Genomic DNA, 20,336 nt, shown 5'->3' with positions numbered 1-20,336 from the left:
ATGAGGTGTCACAGGTCGTAACAGCTTCGCCCTTGAACGAGGGCGTCCGGCGGGCAACATGACGGCCCATGGAACCGAATCGCCCCCCGCCTGTCATCGATATGACGCCTGACGGGCAGTTCACGCAGCCGCCAACCCCGCGGCAGCCCGGCCTGCTTGACCGCGTCCTGGCGCGGGTCGGCGGGGTTGCGCTGCTGGTCGCGCTGATCGCTGGCGGCCTGGTGCTGGCCTCGCTCGCCGTGGTGTTCGTCGGCCTGATCCTGCCGGTGCTGCTGGTGGCCGGGCTGATCGGCGCCGGCTCCATCTGGTGGCGCCTGCGTCGCGCCCGGCAGCAGGGGCGGCCCGTCTTCGTCGTGATGCGGCGCTGAGTCGCCCGCCGTTCCGGATCGACCCGGGCCGGCTCTACGAAGTTTCCCCCCGCGGCACCCCCTGGACCGAGGGCGATCCGGCCGAGGCCGCCGCCCGGTTGCGGCGGATGCGCTGGCTGTTCGGCATTGGCCTGGCGATCAACGCTGTGACCTGGACCGCATCCGGCGCTGCCTTGATGCTGGGCGGGGCACACTGGGGCGCAGGCTTCGGGCTGCTGGCGGTGCTGACGGCGCCGCTGCTCGGCCTGCCCGCGCTGGCCGAGGCCGCGGCCCGGCAGCGCGCGAGGCGCCGGCATCGGCGCCGGGCGCCGGAATTTCCGCGCGGATGATCGGGCGGCTGATCAGGCCGCTGCGGACAGGCTGACGGACGCCACCGCCTCTGCCAACAGGCGAAAACTGTCCTGCCGGGCCTTCGGATCGTGGCAGGGGGTCAGCACCGCGACCTCCTCCACCCCATGCGCCGCGGCCAGCGCCGCCAGGCGCGCGGCGACCTGTTCCGGGGCGCCGACCAGCGCGCGGGCGCGCATGCGCTCGATCTTGGCGGCTTCCTCCGATGTCAGGGAATAGGCCTCGGCCTCCTCGACGGAGGGCAGCGGCGGATAGACTCCGCGGTCGCGGGACAGGCGCCAGATGGCGCGGGACCGGAAGTGGCGGAACGCCTCGGCTTCCGTCGAAGCCGTGAGGGCGTAAACCGCAACGACACCCTGCGGCTTCGCCAGCCGGCCCGGCACGCCGGGATGCGGCCGGAATCCCTCGCGATACAGGCCCATCGCCTCCTCGCTGCCGCGCCCATCGGTGATGAAATGGGCGAAGCAGTAGGGCAGGCCGAAATAGGCGGCGAGCTGGGCGCCGAAATCCGAGCTGCCGAGGATCCAGACCTCCGGCCGGGTCGGGATGGCGGGGTTGGCGGTGACCATCCGGAAGGGGTGGCTTTCCGGCAGCCCGTCGCCGAGCCAGCCCATCAGGTCCTGCACCTGCTGCGGAAAGCGATCCGCCGCCGCCGCCGCATCCGGGTTCAGCGCATAGGCGGTGCGGCCATCCGAGCCCGGGGCGCGGCCGACGCCGAGGTCGATGCGGCCGGGCGCGATCGACTCCAGCACCCGGAACTGCTCCGCCACCTTCAGCGCCGAATAATGCGGCAGCATCACGCCGGCGGTGCCGATGCGGATGCGCTGGGTGGTGGCCGCGATGGCCGCTGCCAGTACCTCCGGCGCGGTCCCGGCGTGGGAGGCGCTGTTGTGGTGCTCCGCCAGCCAGTAGCGGCGATAGCCCCATTGGTCCGCCAGCCTGGCCAGCGCCAGCGTCTCCCGGATCGCCTCATCCGCACCGCGGCCGGAGGCGATGGTCGATTGGTCGAGAATGGACAGCGCGAGCGGCATCATGGACCCTCCAGCCCGCAAGGTGGGGCCTATGCCCCCGCGCGTCGAGGTGGCCATGACGGACGAGGATTTCATGCGCCACGCCATCGCCCTGTCCCGCCGCGGCATGGAAGGCGGCGCGGGTGGTCCCTTCGGGGCGGTGGTGGTGCTGGAGGGGCGGGTGGTGGCGGAGGGCTGGAACCAGGTGACCAGCACCAACGACCCGACCGCCCATGCGGAGATTGTCGCCATCCGCCGCGCCTGCACCGCGCTCGGCCGCTTCGACCTGCGCGGCGCCACGGTATTCACCAGCTGCGAGCCCTGCCCGATGTGCCTGGCGGGGCTGTACTGGTCGCGTTGCGACCGTGTGGTCTATGCGAATGACCGGGAGCAGGCCGCCGGCATCGGCTTCGACGATGCCTTCCTCTATGCCGAGATCCCGAAGCCGATCGCGCATCGCAGCCTGCCCATGCAGCGCCTGCTGGGGGCGGAGGCGCTGGAGGTCTTTGCCGAATGGGCGGCGAAGCCCGACCGGGTGGCCTACTGATACCAGATCCCGGTGATCGTGACCGATCACCGCCTCGATCGCCGACGCATCCGCCGGCTTGGCTACGCGCCACCTGGCGCGGCCGCCATCCGGCCGCTCGCCCGCCATCGGCAGGCGCAGGCTCCCATCAGTGGCTTTGGCGTGAGGCCTCCGCCTCAGGACCGCACGCGCCGCATGATGGCGAAGTAGATGCTGTCGATCAGGGCGAGGAGCGGGTCGGTGGAAATCGGGCGCATGGACGGTCCTCCTGGGGCGAGGAGGACAGCATGCGACGCTGGTCCCTACCGCCGGCTTAAGGCGTCTCAGGAATCGGACAATTCTCCCGAACAAGCGTGAAGCCTGTCGGCAGGCTTGACGCTCGCCGCAACAACAAAACTAAATTTTATTTTTTATGGAACAATTTCAGTATCATGATGAAGTGGCACGCTCGTTGCTCTCCCGTGGCATGCAGCAATCTCGCTGCCATTGAGGAAACAAGAAATGTTCAGGACTATTCTCGGCGCTGCAGTTGGTGCAATGGCGCTGATCGGCGTGTCGGCTGCCCAGGCCCAGCCGGTAAATTTCAGCATCCTCTCCGGGGGCTTCACCGTCGGGTCCGGCTATGGCACCGGCAGCGGCCAGCTCGATGTCACATTCACCGATCTGGTGACGCCGCAATCCTTCAGCCTCAACCTGGGTGAGACGGAATCCTTCCTGTTCGGGCGAGTCACGTTCAACGAGACCTGCATCAACCCGGCGCTGTTCTGTGGCGGCTTCCCTGAGAACCTGTTCACCAACGAAACCGACAACCTGGACGTTGTAGCCAGCTTCGCCTTCACCAGCCCGCTGGCTGAGACCGTGCAGCTGGTGGCGAGCACGGGCGCGTTCAGCGGCCCGGTGGACGACCTGCTGGAGAACATCCCCGGCGTCCGCATCACCGACTTCTTCATCGACTTCGCGCCGGTCACGGTCAATTTCGGCGTCGGTGGAACCTTCCTGGTCGATATCTCCGACATGTACTTCGCGGAGAACGGCTCCATCAGCCCCGGCGCGAACGTGACGCTGACGGCGGTCCCGGTGCCGGAGCCGGCCTCGCTGGCGCTGTTCGGCGCCGGGCTGCTCGGCCTCGGCATGGTGCGCCGCCGCGCCGCCCGCCGGAACGGGCTGGCCTGACCATCCGGCCAAGGCGCGGCCGGCCCCTCCGGGTGCTGGCCGCGCCTCAGCCCGCCACCCGGCCGAAGATCGCCGTCAGCAGGGCGTACAGCGCGCCGCCGACCAGGAAGCCGACCAGCGTGCCGTTCATCCGCACATATTGCAGGTCGCGGCCGACGCGCAGCTCGATCTTCTCCGTCACCGTCGCCGTGTCCCAGTTCCGCACCACGCCGGCGATGAAGTCCGAAAGCTGGGTGCGGGCACGCGGCAGCAGGGCGATCAGGGCGCGTTCGGCGCCCTTGTTCAGCCGGTCCCGCGCCGCCGGATCCTCCGCCAGCATGGTGCCGAGATTGCCCAGCGCTGCCTGCAGCGCCTGCACGGTGCGCCCGTTCGGGTTCGCCGCATCCGCCTCCAGCGCCGCGCGCAGCCGGCCCCAGATATCGCCCAGCCAGGCGGCGACGGCGGGGTGAGCCAGGGCTTCCCGCAAGGCTCGGCCGACGGCGGCGGCGCGGTCCGGGTCGGTCTCCAGCCGGGTGATCTCCGCGCGGATCCAGGCCTCGAAGGCGGCGCGCAGGTCGCTGTCGCCGGGCTGCACGCGGTCCAGCTCGGCATTCAGGGCGGACAGCACGCGCCGCGCGATGCCGGCGCCGGCGATCCAGCCGACCAGCGCGCCACCCTCCGCCCGCACCCGCGCGGCGATGGCGGATTGCAGCTGGTCCTCCTTCGCCACCAGCACGGCCTTGAGCTGGCCGATCGCCAGGTCGAACACCTCCTGGTGCCGGCCGCCCTCGATCAGCGCCGTCAGGGCGCGGGCGAGCACCCGGGCGGCGCCCGGCCCGCCGGCGATGCGCGGCAGCAGGCGGCCCAGCAGGCGGCGGGCGCGGCCATCCTCCAGGCTGGCCAGGATGCGCGGCAGCCCCTTGGCCAGCGCGCCGGCGGCCGGCTGCACCGCGGCGGGGTCCGAAAAGAAATCGCCCAGCACCCGTGCCAGGTCCACCTTGGACAGAACCCGTGAAACCTCGGCCTCGGTGAAGACGTGGTTCGCGACGAAGCGGCCGAGCCCGGCGCCCAGCCTTTCCTTCTGCATCGGGATGATGGCGGTGTGCGGGATGGGCAGGCCCAGCGGGTGGCGGAACAGCGCCGTCACCGCGAACCAGTCGGCGATGCCGCCGACCACGCCGGCCTTGGCGGCGGCCTGCAGCAGGTCCGTGCCATAGCCTGGCGGCAGCGCGTAGCTGCCGAGCAGCAGCCCGCCCATGCCGGCGAGCAGCCCGGTGGCGGCGGCGCGGTGCCGGTTGAGGCCGCGGCGGAGCTGATCCTCCGTATCCGGGGTGAGGGGGAGGGGCGAGGGGGGCGGGGGGCTGTCCTGCATTGCAAGCGCAGGTAGGCCACCGGAAGCCCTTTTCCCAGCCGCAGCTTGAAGGCTATAGGGGGCGTGACGTTATAAGGTAACCATGCGCCCCTTGCTCACCTCGCTCCGCACCGTTGATCCCCTGGCCCTTTCGGCCAGCGCCGGCGCGCGCCTTCTGCTGGCCGCGAGCGTTTTGGCGGTGCTTTGGGCGGCCGTGGGCTGGGCGTTGGCCGCATGATGCGGGCGATGGCGGAAAAGCCGGTGGCGCGGCGTGGGCCGGCGGTGGAACTTGCCAACCTCACGGCGACGCATCAGCGCCATCCGGCGGTGCATCACGTCTCCGCGCGCTTCGCCGCCGGGTCGCTGGCGGCGATCGTCGGCCCGAACGGCGCCGGCAAGACCACGCTGCTGCGGGCGATCGCCGGGCTGCACCGGGTGGATGAGGGGCGGGTGACGCTGACGGGCCAGAAGCCGCGCGTGGCGCTGCTGCCGCAGCAATCCGGCATGGACCGCGCCTTCCCGATCCTTTGCCTGGATGTGGTGCTGCAGGGCATGTGGTCGCGCCTCGGCGCCTTCCGCGGCACCAGCGCGGCGGACCGGGACCGGGCGCAGCAGGCGCTGGAGGCGGTGGGGCTGGGCGGTTTCGCGAAGCGGCCGGTCGGCGCCATGTCCGCCGGCCAGTTCCAGCGGCTGCTCTTCGCCCGGCTGCTGGTGCAGGACGCCGACCTGATCCTGCTGGACGAGCCGTTCAACGCGGTGGATGCGCGCACCGCCGCCGATCTTCTGGCCGTGCTGCGCCGCTGGCATGGCGAGGGCCGCACCGTGCTGGCCGTGCTGCACGACCTGGACCTGGTGCAGCGCGAATTCCCCGACTGCCTGCTGCTGGCGCGGGAGGCGATTGCCTGCGGTCCGACCGCCGAGGTGCTGTCCGCCGCCAACCGCCTGCGCGCCCGCATGATGGCCGAGGCCTGGGACGAGATCGCCCCCGCCTGCGCGGCATGACGGCGATGGTTCCGTCGCGTGACCGCTCCGGCCCCCCTCATGCGCCGGGCGGAAACCTCCGGTTTCTTTGGCTTCGCAGCATAAGTGGCGGGCCGCGTTCGCGGCCGCGGGCTTAACGCCATGGACTGGCTGTTCGGCCCCTTCCTCGAATTCGGCTTCATGCGCCGCGCCTTGGTCGGCTGCCTGGCGCTGGCCGTGGCGGCGCCGCTGCTCGGCGTGTTCCTGATGCTGCGACGGACCTCGTTGACCGCGGAGGTGCTGGCGCATGGCGTGACGCCAGGCATCGCGGCGGGCTTCCTGATCGCGGGGCTTTCGGTGCCGGCCATGTCGCTCGGCGGGCTGATCGCCGGGCTGGCCGTGGCGGTGGGTGCCGGGGCGCTGTCCCGTGCCACGGGGGGGCGGGAGGATGCGGCGCTGACCGCGCTGTACCTGATCGCGCTGGCGCTCGGCGTGACGCTGGTGTCGCTGCGCGGTGATACCTCGGACCTCACGCATCTGCTGTTCGGCCAGGTGCTGGGGGTGGATGATCCGGCGCTGCTGCTGATGGCGGGCGTCGCCACGCTGACCCTGCCGGTGCTGGCGCTGGCCTGGCGGCCGCTGGCGCTGGAATGCTTCGACCCGGGCTTCGCCGCGGCGGAGGGCGTGCGCGGCGGGCTGTGGCACGGGCTGTTCCTGGTGCTGGTGGTGCTGAACGTGCTGGCCGCCTTCCAGGCCATGGGCACGCTGATGGCGGTGGGGCTGATGATGCTGCCCGCCGTCGCGGCGCGGCATTGGGGGCGGGAATTGTCCGGCATGGCCTATGCCGCCGTGGGGCTGGCGATGCTCTCCGCGCTGTTCGGGCTGCTGGCGAGCTACCACCTCGACCTGCCCTCCGGCCCCGCCATCGTGCTGACGGCGGGGGTGGCCTGGGCAGTGTCCGTGGTGTTCGGGCCGGTGGATGGGCTGCTGGCGCGCTGGGTCCGGCGGCCGCATCTGGCCGGCTGATCAGGCCTGGCGGCGGTAGGAATAGTTCTTGTTCAGCCGTTCCAGCAGGTAGTCGCCGTATAGCACGGGTGGGTGCTTCGCCGGATTGGCGGCGCTGGTGCAGCTCGGCAGGCAGGCCACCTCGCTCGCCATGTCCATGTCGAAGAAATAGGGGCAGGAATAGCGATCCCCGCCCGACAGGTTCTTCACCCGGTGCGGCGTGGATTGCCAGCGCCCATTGGTCCAGCGCGCCAGCATGTCGCCCACATTCACCACGAAGCTGCCGGGGATCGGCGTGGCGCGCAGCCACATGCCATCGGCGCGCCGCACCTCCAGCCCGCCCGACATGTCCTGCAGCAGCACGGTGATGAAGCCGTAGTCGGTATGCGGGGCGGAGCCGAATTCATCCTCCGCCGCATCCGGCGGCTGCGGCGGGTAGTGCAGCAGGCGCAGGAAGGTGGTGGGCTTTTCGAAGAAGGGCAGCAGGAAGTCGGGCGGCAGGTTCAGCGCCAGCGCGATCGGGCGCAGCAGGCGGCGGCAGAAGTCTTCCATCGCCGCCTGGTAGGCCAGAACCTCCGCCCGGAACCCGGGCAGCTCCGCCGGCCACTGGTTCGGCCCCTGCAGGGGCATGCCGAAGCGCGGGTCATCTTCCGCCACCTCATGCATGAACATGAAGGATTCGGAGAAGTTGGGCTTGGTGACGCGGGCAACCGAGGATGTCTGGATGACGCTGGTCTTCGGCGCCATGTAGCCGCGGTGGAAGCCGTTCATGTCGATCGCGCGCTTCGCCGCATCCGGCAGCGCGTGGAAGCGGCGGGAGGCTGCGAAGATCGCCGCCTGCTGCGCCGGGCTGATCGGCGTATTGGCGAAATAGGCGAAGCCGATGCCGCCGAAGGCCGCATCCAGCGCCCGCGCGATGGCGGCATCGCCCTCCGCCGTGCCCAGGGCGCCGAGGTCGATGATCGGCAGGTTTTGGGCGGCGTCCATGGCGATCCTCATGCGGATGGGGCTGGCAGCGAACGCTCCAGCCCCGGATGCGTCAAGCGGGGTGGGTCAATCCAGGGAGATGCGGCCCTCGCGCACCACCACGGCCCATTTCGCCACCTCCGCCCGGACGAAGGCGTCGAATTCCGCGGGGGTGGTGGCCTCCACGGTGAAGCCCTGGGCGGCGAAGCTGTCCTTGATCTCTGGCGCCGTCATGGCGCGGGCCACTTCCGCATGCAGCCGGGCCATGATCGGCGCCGGGGTGCCGGCGGGGGCGAACAACCCCTGCCAGGAGGTGGCGGCGAAGCCCGGCAGCCCGGCCTCGTCCATCGTCGGCACCTGCGGCAGCAGCGGGTGGCGGGCCGGGGAGGTGACCGCGAGGGCCCGCAGCGCCCCGGCCCGCACCTGCGGCAGCGCCACCAGGAAATCGGCGAAGCTGGACTGCACCTGGCCGCCGACCAGGTCCGTCAGCGCCGCGGCGGAGCCGCGATAGGGCACATGCGTCAGCTCCACTTTCGCGGCCTGGCCGAACATCACGCCGGTCAGGTGCATCGAGGTGCCGTTGCCCGGCGTCGCATAGGTCAGCCCGCCATTCGCCGCCTTGGCCGCGGCGATATAGCCCGCCAGGTCCTGGATCGGCTGGTCCTTGTTCACCACCAGGATCAGCGGCGCGGAGACCACGCGCGACAGCGGCGCGAAGGCATTGGCGGGATCATAGGGCAGGGTGCGGAACAGGCTGCCGGCGATGGCATTGCTGCCGGTGACGCCCATCAGCAGCGTATGCCCATCCGGCGGGGATTTCGCCACCATGTCGGCGCCCACCGTGCCGCCGGCGCCGGGGCGGTTCTCCACCACCACGGTCTGGCCGAGGGCGGCCGTCAGCTTCTCCGCCAGGCGCCGCGCCAGCGTGTCCGTGCTGCCGCCGGGTGGGAAGGGCACGACGATGCGGATGGTGCGGCTCGGCCAGCTTTGTCCGAGTGCGGGTGTCGCCAGCGCGGCGCCCAGGACGGCGCCGAGGCTGCGTCGGGTGAGGGTCATGATGCCAAGTCTCCCAGTTCTTGTTGTGCGGATTCTTGTTGTGCGGGGCCCCAGCCGCCCCCGCCCGCGGTCTCCAGGATGAAGCGGTCGCCCGCCGCCCAGGTGGTGCGCGCCTTCGAAGGCAAGTGTCGCGCCGTGCCATCCGCCTGCAGGATGCGTGCCGTGGCGGGCGCGGCGGCGCCGCCACCCTGCGCGCCCGGGGCGCCGGCCAGGTGCCGCTCGCCGCGGTAGGAGATCTCGGCCGTGCCCGACAGCAGCCGATAGATCCGCCGCACGCCGTCGCCCCCCGGATGCAACCCGGCGCCACCGGAGCCGCGCCGGCGTTCGATGGCCTCCACGCGGATCGGAGCGGCCGATTCCAGCATTTCGGCCGGCAGGTTGCGGGCGTTGGAGACATCGGCCGAAAGCCCCGGCTGCCCCGGCCCATCCGGCCGGCCACCCGACCCGCCGGCGACGATCTCCGTGAAGATCCAGCGCCGGCCCTCGGCGTCCGTGCCGCCGATGGACAGCACCACGGCAACCCCGGCATTGGGTGCGGCGGCGGGTTTCGGCGAAAGCCGCGCCAGCGCCGCGAACAGCGCGTTGCAGGCCAGCTTCACCGTGGCGGTGCGCGCATTCACCGCGGCCGGGAAGCGCGGGTTCACCACGCTGCCCTCCGGCAGGTGCAGGTCCAGCAGATCGAGCAGCCCGTGATTGGCAGGCGCCTCCGGCGCCAGGCGCTGCAACAGGCAGAAGCAGGCGGCGAGCAGGCCGGAGGGCGCGGCATTCACCGGCCCCGCCGTCTGCGGCGCCGATCCGGTGAAATCCACGGCCAGCCGCGGCCCAGGCAGTCGGCGCAGCGTGACGCGGATGGGCACGGCGGCGGGGCTGCGTCCGTCGCCTTCCAGCGCATCCTCCGCCGTGGCCTCGGCTTCCGGCAGCGCGGCCAGCGCCTGCGCCAGGGTGTCTCGCGCTTCCGCCAGCAGCGCCTCGCAGCCCTGCGCGAAGGAAGCCGCGCCCATGCTGGTGGCGAGCACCGAAACCTCCCGCGCCGCCAGGGATACGGCAGCCCATTGCGCGGCCAGGTCGCCGGCCAGCATCGCGGGCGTGCGGGTATTGGCGGCGAGGATGGTGGCGATACCCGCATCCTCCACCCCCGCATGGCGCCATTTCACGGGCGGCAGGCGCAGGCCTTCCTGGAAGATGTTTTGCGCATCCGGCGGCACGGAGCCGGGGGCGATGCCGCCGACATCCTGGTGGTGCAGGATGGTGGCGGCGAAGGCCACCACGCCGCCTTCCGCGAAGACCGGGCGCGCCAGGATCAGATCCGGCAGATGCGTGCCGCCGGACCAGGGATCGTTCAGCAGCAGCCCGTCGCCCTCGGCCAGCGTTTCGGGCGGGAAGGCGCGGGCCAGGGCGGCGATGGCCGGGATCATGCCGCCGAGCAGCAGGGGCAGCGACCGTGCCTGCGCCAGCACGCGCCCATCCGGCAGGAACAGCGCGGCGGCGCAATCCATGCCCTCACGCGCCACCGGGGACAGCGCGCTGGCCAGCAGGCTGTCCTGCATGCGGTCGGCCAGGCCCTCCAGCGCCAGGCGCAGGATGTCCCGGGCTGCGGCCTCGGCGAGGCTCATGACGCGTCTTCCAGCAGCAGCGCGCCATCCTCGCGCCGCCTGGGACGCCAGCCGGGCGGGATGCGGAGGGTGGAATCGTCGGAATCACGCAGCACCGTGCCATCCGGCAGATGGCGCTCCGCCCATGCGGAGGCGGCGATGTGGCGCGGTGGCGGGGCGAGCGGCGCGCTGGCCGCGCAGCGCAGCGCCAGGATGCGCCGCGCGCCGCCGGGCGCATGGCCGCGGGCTGCGGCATGGGCGGCGTCGAAACGCGCGGCCAGCGCGGAGGCGGGCTCGCCGGGGGTGAAGGGCACCTCCAGCGTCTCCGCCTGGCCGCCATAGGCCATGGCGAGGCTGTGCCGGGGCTCCGCCGCGCAGCCCCAGGCGGCGAGGCGCTCCGTCAGCGCCTCGGCCTGCGCCAGGGCCTGTTGGTGGGGTAGGTCGTCCAGCGCCAGGTCGCAGGGCGCCTCCAGCGCCGCGGAGGCGGGCGCCAGGGCCAGGCCAAAGGCGGAGAGCAGGCCGGGCGCCGACGGTACCAGCAGCCGCCGGGCGCCGATGCGGCGCGCGATGGCGGCGGCGTGCAGCGGCCCGGCCCCGCCGCCCGCCACCAGCAGCGCGGTGGTGGGGTCCAGCCCCCGCCGCAGCGCGATGCGGCGCAGGGCGCCGGCGATGATCGCCTCCGCCAGTTCCAGCGCCGGCGTCGCCTCCGTGGTGCCGAGCGCCGCGCGCAGGGCGGCGGCGGCGGCATCCCGCTCCAGCACCTGGCCCGAGAGGGCTTTGGGCAGCCAGCCGGCCAGCAGCGCGGCATCCGTCAGCGTGGCCTGCGCGCCGCCGCGGCAGGCGGGGCGGGATGGCGCGCCGAAGCGGATGCGGCCGCCGCGCAGGGCCAGGGTCGCGCCGCCGCCCATCGCCAGGCTTTCGACATCCAGTGCCGGGCAGCGCAGCCGCAGCGAACCGAGCCCGATCTCCCGCGCCGTCAGTGGCACGCCGGCCCGCACCAGGCTGACCTCCGCCGTGGTGCTGCCCATGTCGAGCCCGATCGCATCCTCGCCCGCCGCCCAATGCGCGACGGCGCGCGCCCCGGCGGCGGGGCCGGAGAGCGCGAGGCCAAGCGGCTGTGCCAGCGCATCCGCCAGCGGCGCCAGGCCGCCTTCCGCGCGCAGCACCCAGGGCGCGGGAAGCAGGCCGGTCAGGCGCGTTTCCAGCAGCGGCTTCAGCGCCGCATCGGCCAGCGTCGCCAGCATGCGCTCGAATTCGCGCAGCCCGGGATCGATTTGGTGCGACAGCGACAGGCGCAGATCGGGCCGCATCGCGTGGATGGCCTGCGCCACCGCCAGCTCATGCGCCGGGTTCAGCGGCGCGAACAACAGGCAGATGGCAACCGGCGTGCCCTGCGGCAGCGTCGCGATCAGCGCAGGCAGCGCGGCGAGCGGTTCCACCTCCACGCCGTGCGCATCAATGCGGCCGGCGATCTCGCAGCGCCAATCGGGCGGGGAGAGCCAGGGCGGCGTCGGCGGTGGCGGCGCCTCATCCATCGGGTCGCGCTTGGATTGGCGGCCGAGATCGGGGATGTCGCGAAAACCCTGCGTGGTGAGCAGCGCCACCGGGCTCGCCGTGCCGCTGATCAGCGCATTGGTGGCCAGCGTGGTGGACAGGCGCAGCCGCGCCACCTCCCCTGCCGCGATGCCGGCGGCGGAGAGCAGCGCGGCGACGGACTCGCGCAGCGGCGCGGCGTGGTCGCTCGGGCGCTTCAGCAGGATCGGCAGCGTACCCTGCGCGCTTGCGAAGATGTCGGAAAAATCACCGCCGATATCGATCGCGACATCCAGGCGGCGCGTCATGCTCAGGCGGCCCAGCGCGTGGGGGCGAAGGCCGCAAGATCGATCTCCGGATCACGCCCGGCGACGAGATGCGCAATCTCCCGCCCCGTGCTGGCGGCGCCGCACATGCCGATATGGCCATGGCCGAAGGCGAACCAGGCATTGTCCACGCGCGGCGCGCGGCCGATCACCGGCAGACTGTCCGGCAGGCAGGGGCGGTGGCCCATCCATTCGCTGGTGACGCTGGTATCGAGATGCGGGAACATTTCCTTGCCTCGCGCCAGCAGCATCGCGGCGCGGCGGTAATCGGGCGCGGCACTGAGGCCCGCGAATTCCACGGACCCTGCCAGGCGAAGCCCCATCTGCATGGGGTTCACCATGAGGTTGTGCTCCACCGCCATCACGGTGTGGCGCAGCGCCAAATTGTTGCTGCCGACCGTCACATGGTAGCCGCGCTGCGTCTCCAGCGGGATGCGCGGGCCGAGCTGGTTGGCAAGGCGTGCGGACCAGGCACCGCCGGCCAGCACCACACCCTCCACCTCCAGCGCCTCGCCACCCTCCAACTCCAGCGCATGCACGGAGCCGCCTTTCACCCGAAAACCGGTGACGCGCGCGCGATGCACCTGCGCGCCGTCGCGTTCGCATTGTTCAAACAGCGCACGTGTCATCGCGGCGGGGTCGAGCGTGCTGCCATTCTCCGGCGCCAATATGCCGAAGCGGAAGCGGCCCTTCAGGTCGGGCTCCAATGCGACCAGCTCATCCTCGGCCACGTCACGCATCTCGACGCCGAGCGAGCGGCGCAGGTTCATCCCCCAGGCCCATTGCCGCGCGGCCTGCTCGCCTGAATAGACATAGAGGCAGCCGCTGCGGCGCATCAGCCCGCTGGCATTGGCGCGCTGCAGCAGCGGCTCGTAGCAATCGAAGATCGGCGCCAGCAACCCGCGCAATGCGGTGGCGATGCGCACCACTTCCTCCCGCGACGAATGCTTCAGGAAGCGCAGCAGCCAGGGCGCGGCGACCGGCGCGTACCACCAGCGCACGGCGAGCGGCCCGAGCGGATCCAGCAGCCAGCCCGGCACCTTCTTCCACATGCCCGGCATGCCGACCGGCAGGCAGGCGGAGGGCGAAAGCGAGCCGGCATTGCCGAAGGAGGTCGCCTCCGCCGGGCCGAGCGGATCGACGAACATCACCTGGTGGCCATCGCGCTGCAGCCAGGCGGCGGTGGCGGTGCCGACGATGCCATTGCCGATCACCGCGATGCGCATGCTGGGTCCTACCTGGCGAATGTTCGAACACCGAACATCTGTGCGAATGCTAGCGCGCGTTCCGCGCAACGCGCAACGACGCGCTACAACAATTGCTGCGCCAGTTCGGCGGCCTGTGCGCGCAGCAGCGGCAGGAAGCCTTCGCGCAGGGCAGTCGCGGTGCCGCGTTCGGTGTGCATGCCGATGTTGAGCGCCGCGACCACACGCCCGTCATGCCGCCGCAGCGGCACGGCAAGGGAACGAAAACCCTGCTCCGCCTCCTGGTCCACCAATGCAAAACCGTCGCTGCGCGCCTTGGCGATGCGCTTGCGGATGCGAGCCGGGTCGAGCTCCGTCTGCGGCGTGAGGGCCACGGGTGGGTGGCGCGCCAGCACCGCCTCCATCTCCGCCTCCGGCAGCCCGGCCAGCAGCACGCGGCCGAGCGCCGTGCAGAAGGCGGGCAGGCGCAGGCCGACATTGGTGGTCAGGTTCAGCAGGCGGGCCGGCTGGCCGTAGGCGATGAAGACGATCTCCGCCCCATCCAGCACCGCGGCGGAACAGGGCGCGCCGACCTCCGCGCTGAGTTTCTCGCAGCGTGGCTGCAGGATGTTGGACAGGCCGTTGGAGCCGAGATAGCCGGCGGCGAGCCGCAGCACGCCGGGCGTGAGGCGGAACAGCTTGCCCTCCGCCGCCACATGGCCGAGCACGACCAGCGTGTGCAGCGCGCGGCGCACCGTGGCGCGGGGCAGGTCCACTTCGCGCGCGACCTCGGCCAGCGTCATCTGCCGGCGCTCCGGCCCGAATGCCTGCAGAACGGCCAGGCCTCGCGCCAGGGCCTCGAGGAAATCCGGGCCGTGGCCGGCGGCTTCTCTGCGGCCCGCATCCTCGGCATTCAGGCGCGGCATGGTGCGGGACCTTCTGAATTGCGGCTTGTGCGGGAAGCTGGGCCTTCGCTACTATCGCACAAGTGTTCGGTCAGTGAACACTGCTGCCGGAGCTGCTGCCGCCATGATCTCCGCCGAAGTGAATGAACGCCTGACGCGCGTCGGGCCCGGCACGCCGGGCGGGCGTGTGCTGCGCCAGTACTGGCAGCCGATCGCGCTGGTGGATGAGCTTGATGCGAAGCGCCCGGTGCGCGCCGTGCGCGCGCTCGGCCAGGACTTCGTGCTGTTCCGGGACGAGGCCGGGCGCCTCGGCCTGCTGGACCGGGATTGCCCGCATCGCAACGCCGACCTCGCCTTCGGCCGGCTGGAGGATGGCGGGCTGCGCTGCCCCTTTCATGGCTGGCTGTTCGACGTGCAGGGCCAATGCCTGGACACGCCGGCGGAGCCGGAAGGCAGCACGCTGTGCACGCGCATCCGCCAGCGATCCTACCCGGTGGAAATCCGCAGCGGCATCGTCTTCGCCTTCCTCGGCGAGGGCGCGGCGCCGCCCTTTCCGGCGCTGGATTGCTTCACCGCGCCGGATACGCATGTCTTCGCCTTCAAGGGCCTGATTTCCTGCAACTGGCTGCAGGCGCTGGAGGTCGGCATCGACCCCGCCCATGCCAGCTTCCTGCACCGCTTCTTCGAGGATGGCGACGCGGCCCAATCCTACGGCAAGCAGTTCCGCGCCACCTCCGACGGCTCCGACCTGCCGATGACCTATGTGCTGCGCGAATATGCGCGGCCGCGGATCGAGGTGGAGAACACCGATTACGGCCTGCGCGTGACGGCGCTGCGGACCATCAACGATGCGACGACGCATGTGCGCGTCACCAACCTGGTCTTCCCGCAGGCCTTCGTCATTCCGATGAGCGCGGAAATGACCATCACCCAGTGGCACATGCCGGTGGATGACACGCACACCTACTGGGTCGCGATCTTCACCAGCTTCGCCAAGCCGGTGGACAAGGCGCAGATGCGCGCGCAGCGGCTGGAATCCTACAGCCTGCCGGACTACCTGCCGAAGCTCGGCCGCCACAACGACTACGGCTTCGACCCGGACGAGCAGGCCACCGCGACCTATACGGGCATGGGCGAGGACATCAATGTCCACGACCAATGGGCCGTGGAATCGCAGGGCGCCATCCAGGATCGCACGCGGGAGAATCTGGCGAGCAGCGACAAGGCGATCGCCGCCAATCGCCGCCTGCTGCTGCGCGCCATGGCCGCGATGGAGGAAGGCCGCCCCCCGGCCCTGATGCAGGATGCGGAGGCCACGCGCCGCATCATCGGCCCCGCCACCATCGACACCATGGCGCCGACCGCCGAATGGGAAAGCCGCTGGCGGGACGCGGTGGCGCGACGACGCGGCGCCGCGCCCTGGGCCCCGCCGGCGCTCGCCGCGGAATGAGCTTCGTCGAGCGTCACGGGCTGCACAGCGCGGCCGAGCGCGCCGATGTCCTGAAGCAGATCGAGGCGGCGGGCCTCGGCGTGCTGCGCCTGGCCTTCTCCGACCAGCACGGCATCCTGCGCGGCAAGACCATCATGGCCGCCGATGCCGCGGCCGCGCTGGCCAATGGCGTGGCGATGACCACCACGCTGCTGCTGAAGGACACCTCCCACCGCACGGTCTTCCCCGTCTGGTCCGCCGGCGGGGCGATGGGCGAGAAGGCGATGGAGGGGGCGGCGGATGCGCTGCTGATCCCGGACCCCGCAACCTTCCGTATCCTGCCCTGGGCGCCGCATAGCGGCTGGATCCTCTGCGACGCCTATTTCCCCGATGGCCGCCCGGTGCCGCTGGATACGCGCCACCTGCTGCGCCAACAGGTTTCGAAGGCTGCTGAACTGGGCTTCGACTTCGTCACCGGACTGGAGGTGGAGTTTCATCTGTTCCGCCTGACCGACCCGAAGCTGGCGCCCAGCGACGCGGGCCAGCCTGGCACGCCGCCGGAGGTCGCGCTGCTGACGCAGGGCTACAACTACCTGACCGAGCTGCGCTACGACCAGATCGACATCGTGCTGGAACTGCTGCGCCGCGAGGTCCAGGCGCTAGGCCTGCCGCTGCGCTCGATGGAGGTGGAATACGGGCCGAGCCAGGTGGAGTTCACCTTCGGCCCGCAATCCGGCCTGGCCAGCGCCGATGCCATGGTGCTGTTCCGCAGCGCGGTGAAGCAGGTGGCGCGCCGGCATGGCTACCACGCCACCTTCATGTGCCGCCCGCGCATCCCGAACGTGATGTCGAGCGGCTGGCACCTGCACCAGTCGCTGGTGAAGGATGGCCGCAACGCCTTCATCGGCGACGGCACGCTGCTGTCGCAGACGGCGCGGCATTACCTCGGCGGGCTGCTGCACCATGCGGGCGCGGCGGCCGCCTTCTCCACGCCCACCATCAATGGCTATCGCCGCTACCGCAGCCATTCCCTGGCGCCGGATCGCGCCATCTGGGGCATCGACAATCGCGGCGTGATGGTGCGCGCGCTGGGTGCGCCGGGGGATGCGGCGACGCGGCTGGAGAATCGCGTCGGCGAACCGGCGGCCAACCCGTATCTGTATCTGGCTTCGCAGCTCGCCTATGGGCTGGAAGGGATCGCCGCGCAGCGCGACCCTGGCCCGCCCGCCGATACGCCCTATGAGACCGAGGCGCCGCTGCTGCCGCGCAGCCTGGCGGAAGCGGTGACGGCGCTGGAGGAGAGCACCACGGCGCGGGCCGCCTTCGGCGATACCTTCGTGAACTACTTCGCCCGGCTGAAGCGCGCCGAGATCGCGCGCTTCGAGGGCGAGGTGTCAGAGTGGGAACACCGCGAGTATTTCGAGCTGTTCTGACAGCCCGGCCGGCGGCTATTCCGCCGGCTTCATCGACCCCGCCGGCGGCTATTCCGCCGGCTTCATCGACCCAGCCGGCGGTTATTCCGCCGGCTTCATCGACCCCGCCGGCGGCTACTGCGCCGGCTTCATCGACCCCGCCGGCGGCTACTGCGCCGGCTTCATCGACATCGCGTAGGTCTCCTCGTCATTGCGCGCGAGAACTTCGACGTTGCGGCGGGACGCCCAGATGTTCACCTGGTGGTGCAGCGGGATGATGGCATGGTCGGCCATGGCGACGCGCGTCGCCTGGCGATACAGCTCCTCCCGCTGCTCCACGTCGATGGTGGTCAGGGCGCGTTCCAGCAGCGCGTCGAATTCCGGGTTGGAATAGAGCGAGCGGTTGGAGGTGCCGCGGCCGCGTTCGCGGTTCGGGGTCGCGATCAGGCCCACCATCGGGCTGTCCGGCTCGCCGGTGCCGGTGCCCCAGCCGGACAGGCCGATGGGGAATTCGTTGCGGGCGGAACGGCTGAAATAGACGTTGGACGGCATCGCCTGCACATCGGCGCGCACGCCGATGCGCGCCCACATCTGTGCCACCGCCTGGATGATCTGCTCATCATTCACGTAGCGGTTGTTGGGGCCGGCCAGCAGCACGCGGAAGCCGTTCGGGAAGCCGGCCTCGCGCAGCAATTGCTGCGCCCGCGGCGGGTCGTAGCTGGCCGGCTTCAGCGTCGGGTCGTGGCCCATGACGCCCTCCGCCAGGAACTGCCCGGAAGGTGAGGCGAAGCCGCCCATCACGCGGCTGACGATGGCGTCGCGATTGATGGCGATGGACAGCGCCTGGCGAACGCGATTGTCCCGCAGCGGGCTGCGCTCCAGCCTTTCGCCATTCGGGCCGGAGACGCCCGGCGTGTCGTCGCGCTGGTGGTCGAGATACAGGTAGATGTTCCGCAGCGCGGCGCGGCTGGCGATGCGGATGTTCGGATCGCCCCGCAGCGTCGCGACATCCCGCGTCGAGACGGCATCGATGGCCTGCACATCGCCCGCACGCAGCGCCGCGATGCGCGACGCGTCATTGGCGATGATGCGGTAGTTCACCCGTGCCCAGGGCTGCGCCGGACCCCACCAGGCCGGGTTGCGCTCCATCACCGCCTCGGTGCCTGGGCTGTAGGACACCAGGCGATAGGGGCCGGTGCCGATGGCGGCGCGGCCGTTGTTGAAATCCGAGGTGTCGATATCCGTGCCGAGCTTCCGGCTGATGATGGAGATGCCGCTCATCCAGTTCGGCACCAGCGGGTTCGGCGCGGCGGTGTGCATGCGGATGGTGTGGTCATCCACCACCTCAAGCCGCTGCACCTGGCGGGTGTAGATGGTGAAGCTGCCCGGGCTGTTCCGCACATTCGGCACGCGCGCGAAGGTCGAGACGACATCCTCCGCCGTGAAGGGCGTGCCGTCGTGCCAGGTGACGCCCTGCCGCAGCTTGAACTCCCACACGGTGGGGCTGATCGAGGTCCAGGATTCGGCCAGCCCGGGGCGCAGGCGGAAATCCTCATCCGTACCGACCAGCCGGTCGAAAATGTGCTTGTTCAGTGCGTTGTTGGGCGTGAGCGTGTGGTAGTGCGGGTCCATCGAGGTGAAGGCGCCGCCAACGCCGATGCTCAGCGTCTGCGCCATCCCGCCTGTAGCGAAGGTCGCCAGGAAGGTTGCGGCCAGCAGGGTCTTGTGCATGGGTATCTCCCCGGACATGCTCGTGCCACGCATCGTATTGTTCGCACAAAGCGACCGCAACCGCCTTGTCATTTCGCCAGGGGAAGTCACACCGATGGATTTGCTCGTCACCGATGCAGTGATCGTCACGCAGGATGCAGAGCGCACGATTCTTGATCGGGGAGCGATCGCGATCCGCGGTGACCGGATTGCCGATATCGGTCCAACCGCAAGGCTGGAAGCAGCGCATCCGGACCTGCCGCGCATGGCCGGGCGCGGCAAGGCAGTGCTGCCCGGCTTCGTGAATGCCCATACGCATACGATCCTGACCGTGCTGCGCGCGACGGTGGAGGATTGGTCGGGCAACGCCGTATACGGCTACATGTCGCCCGTTTCGTACACGATGACGCCGCATGAGCGCGCGGTGATGGGCATGCTCGGCATCGTCGAGGGGATCCGTTCCGGCACCACCACCTTCGTCGACCCGTTCCGCCATGTGCCGGACTACGCCGATGCCATGGCGTCGCTGCGCGTGCGCCTGGTGCTGAGCGAGAACTGTGCCGATGTGAACACGCTGAAGATCCGCCATGGCGACTGGTCGCAGGACCCGGCCTTCGGCGAAGGCTTCCTCGAACGCACGCGCGCCGGCATCGCACGCTTCCACAACACGCATGAGGGGCGGCTGCAGATCCAGATCGCGGCGCATGCGACGGATAACTGCACGCCGGAATACCTGGAGAAGCTGACCGACCTGGCGCGCCAGCACAACATGCCGCGCACCATCCACCTGGCGCAATCCGTCGAGGAAATCCGGGTGATCCGGGAGAAGTACGATTGCACGCCCGCGGAGTATCTGGCGCGGCACGGCTGGGCGGAGCCCGATGTTGTCGGCGCGCACTGGACCTATCTGACGGAGCGCGACATCGCGCTGCTCGGCGAGCGCGGCATGCAGATGGTGCATTGCCCGGCCAACGGGTCTCGTCGCGGGCCGCATCCGGTGCTGGCGAAATCCATCCGCCGCGCCGGCATCAACATCTGCTTCGGCACCGACAACATGACGGAGGACATGTTCCACGCCATGAAGATCGGCCTGATCGTGCATCGCGGCGCGGAGGGCACCCAGGGCACGGAGCCGCAGCCGGAGGACATCTTCGACAGTTGCAACCGCAACGGCGCGCGCAGCATCGGGCGGCAGGACGACATCGGCAGCCTGGAGATCGGCAAGAAGGCCGACCTCACCTTCCTCAACCTGAACACGCCGGCGCTGCGGCCGGTGACGAACCTGATAGGCAACATCGTGCATTACGGCCATCCGGGCACGGTGGAATCCGTGATGGTGGATGGCGAGTTCGTGCTGCGCGACGGCAAGGTCCTGGTGACGGATGAGCTGGCCCTGCTGGAGGAAGCGCAGGCGGTGACCAAGGCGGTATGGGCGCGCATGCTGGCGAACAATCCGGACCTGCCGCCGCCGCGCAAGCTGAACTGGATGGATGTGTGAGGCCA

The 20,336-nt window shown here is 70.7% G+C and carries 18 protein-coding genes; 9 read left to right on the top strand and 9 right to left on the bottom strand.

All coding sequences use genetic code 11. The features are described from left to right. The first annotated feature begins 101 nt into the window (after positions 1 to 101). Both HB662_RS04140 and HB662_RS04135 read left to right on the top strand, forming a co-directional pair. Positions 102 to 368: a hypothetical protein gene (locus tag HB662_RS04140; RefSeq protein WP_245185393.1), complete on the top strand. Its 267-nt coding sequence runs from the start codon at positions 102 to 104 to the stop codon at positions 366 to 368. Between the two features lie 107 nt (positions 369 to 475). Beyond that, positions 476 to 697, top strand: a complete 222-nt coding sequence (locus HB662_RS04135; protein WP_168047393.1) for a hypothetical protein — start codon at positions 476 to 478, stop codon at positions 695 to 697. Between the two features lie 12 nt (positions 698 to 709). On the opposite strand, the gene HB662_RS04130 is transcribed toward HB662_RS04135, so the two are convergent. Then, positions 710 to 1,750 (bottom strand): LLM class flavin-dependent oxidoreductase, encoded by a 1,041-nt coding sequence (locus tag HB662_RS04130; RefSeq protein WP_245185392.1) that lies wholly within the window; start codon positions 1,748 to 1,750, stop codon positions 710 to 712. Between the two features lie 28 nt (positions 1,751 to 1,778). Between HB662_RS04130 and HB662_RS04125 the strand changes: the two genes are divergently transcribed. After that, positions 1,779 to 2,273, top strand: a complete 495-nt coding sequence (locus HB662_RS04125) for a nucleoside deaminase (protein WP_245185391.1) — start codon at positions 1,779 to 1,781, stop codon at positions 2,271 to 2,273. Positions 2,274 to 2,753: 480 nt separating this feature from the next. Further along, positions 2,754 to 3,425 carry a PEP-CTERM sorting domain-containing protein gene (locus HB662_RS04120; RefSeq protein ID WP_168047391.1) on the top strand — a complete coding sequence of 224 codons (672 nt, stop codon included), beginning with the start codon at positions 2,754 to 2,756 and terminating at the stop codon, positions 3,423 to 3,425. Positions 3,426 to 3,471: 46 nt separating this feature from the next. Here HB662_RS04120 and HB662_RS04115 read toward each other — a convergent pair whose 3' ends face one another. Continuing rightward, positions 3,472 to 4,776, bottom strand: coding sequence for a DUF445 domain-containing protein (locus HB662_RS04115; RefSeq protein ID WP_168047389.1), 1,305 nt, complete (start codon positions 4,774 to 4,776; stop codon positions 3,472 to 3,474). Positions 4,777 to 5,001: 225 nt separating this feature from the next. Here HB662_RS04115 and HB662_RS04110 point away from each other — a divergent pair, with 225 nt between their 5' ends. Continuing rightward, positions 5,002 to 5,757 carry a metal ABC transporter ATP-binding protein gene (locus tag HB662_RS04110; RefSeq protein ID WP_168047387.1) on the top strand — a complete coding sequence of 252 codons (756 nt, stop codon included), beginning with the start codon at positions 5,002 to 5,004 and terminating at the stop codon, positions 5,755 to 5,757. Positions 5,758 to 5,877: 120 nt separating this feature from the next. Next, entirely contained in the window at positions 5,878 to 6,741 is an 864-nt protein-coding gene (locus HB662_RS04105) for a metal ABC transporter permease (protein WP_168047385.1), read from the top strand. Here HB662_RS04105 and HB662_RS04100 read toward each other — a convergent pair whose 3' ends face one another. The 6 genes from HB662_RS04100 to HB662_RS04075 all read right to left on the bottom strand — a co-directional run bounded on the left by HB662_RS04100 (position 6,742) and on the right by HB662_RS04075 (position 14,303). Further along, positions 6,742 to 7,707, bottom strand: coding sequence for an isopenicillin N synthase family dioxygenase (locus HB662_RS04100; RefSeq protein WP_209443078.1), 966 nt, complete (start codon positions 7,705 to 7,707; stop codon positions 6,742 to 6,744). A gap of 66 nt (positions 7,708 to 7,773) precedes the next feature. Beyond that, positions 7,774 to 8,742 carry a tripartite tricarboxylate transporter substrate binding protein gene (locus tag HB662_RS04095; RefSeq protein WP_168047381.1) on the bottom strand — a complete coding sequence of 323 codons (969 nt, stop codon included), beginning with the start codon at positions 8,740 to 8,742 and terminating at the stop codon, positions 7,774 to 7,776. Continuing rightward, complete coding sequence (locus HB662_RS04090) at positions 8,739 to 10,355, bottom strand: hydantoinase B/oxoprolinase family protein (protein WP_168047379.1); 1,617 nt, start codon at positions 10,353 to 10,355, stop codon at positions 8,739 to 8,741. Before HB662_RS04090 ends, HB662_RS04095 begins: the two co-directional genes overlap by 4 nt. Then, entirely contained in the window at positions 10,352 to 12,175 is a 1,824-nt protein-coding gene (locus HB662_RS04085; RefSeq protein ID WP_168047377.1) for a hydantoinase/oxoprolinase family protein, read from the bottom strand. Before HB662_RS04085 ends, HB662_RS04090 begins: the two co-directional genes overlap by 4 nt. Before the next feature lie 2 nt (positions 12,176 to 12,177). Continuing rightward, positions 12,178 to 13,419: an NAD(P)/FAD-dependent oxidoreductase gene (locus HB662_RS04080; protein WP_168047375.1), complete on the bottom strand. Its 1,242-nt coding sequence runs from the start codon at positions 13,417 to 13,419 to the stop codon at positions 12,178 to 12,180. Between the two features lie 83 nt (positions 13,420 to 13,502). Further along, positions 13,503 to 14,303 (bottom strand): IclR family transcriptional regulator domain-containing protein, encoded by an 801-nt coding sequence (locus HB662_RS04075; RefSeq protein ID WP_168047373.1) that lies wholly within the window; start codon positions 14,301 to 14,303, stop codon positions 13,503 to 13,505. Between the two features lie 103 nt (positions 14,304 to 14,406). Here HB662_RS04075 and HB662_RS04070 point away from each other — a divergent pair, with 103 nt between their 5' ends. Both HB662_RS04070 and HB662_RS04065 read left to right on the top strand, forming a co-directional pair. Then, a complete protein-coding gene (locus HB662_RS04070; protein ID WP_168047371.1) occupies positions 14,407 to 15,732 on the top strand; it encodes an aromatic ring-hydroxylating dioxygenase subunit alpha in 1,326 nt (441 codons plus the stop codon). Further along, a complete protein-coding gene (locus HB662_RS04065) occupies positions 15,729 to 17,144 on the top strand; it encodes a glutamine synthetase family protein (RefSeq protein WP_168047369.1) in 1,416 nt (471 codons plus the stop codon). The genes HB662_RS04070 and HB662_RS04065 overlap by 4 nt, the downstream gene beginning before the upstream one ends. Before the next feature lie 147 nt (positions 17,145 to 17,291). On the opposite strand, the gene HB662_RS04060 is transcribed toward HB662_RS04065, so the two are convergent. Beyond that, positions 17,292 to 18,854, bottom strand: coding sequence for an ABC transporter substrate-binding protein (locus HB662_RS04060; protein ID WP_168047367.1), 1,563 nt, complete (start codon positions 18,852 to 18,854; stop codon positions 17,292 to 17,294). Positions 18,855 to 18,948: 94 nt separating this feature from the next. Between HB662_RS04060 and HB662_RS04055 the strand changes: the two genes are divergently transcribed. Further along, the gene (locus HB662_RS04055) at positions 18,949 to 20,331 is read left to right on the top strand and encodes an amidohydrolase family protein (RefSeq protein WP_168047365.1); all 1,383 of its coding nucleotides are present in this window, start codon (positions 18,949 to 18,951) and stop codon (positions 20,329 to 20,331) included. The last annotated feature ends 5 nt before the right edge of the window (positions 20,332 to 20,336 follow it).

This window comes from Falsiroseomonas frigidaquae (genome assembly GCF_012163145.1).
GTDB classification, from domain to species: Bacteria; Pseudomonadota; Alphaproteobacteria; order Acetobacterales; family Acetobacteraceae; genus Falsiroseomonas; species Falsiroseomonas frigidaquae.
This window is presented reverse-complemented; position numbering and strand designations above follow the sequence as displayed.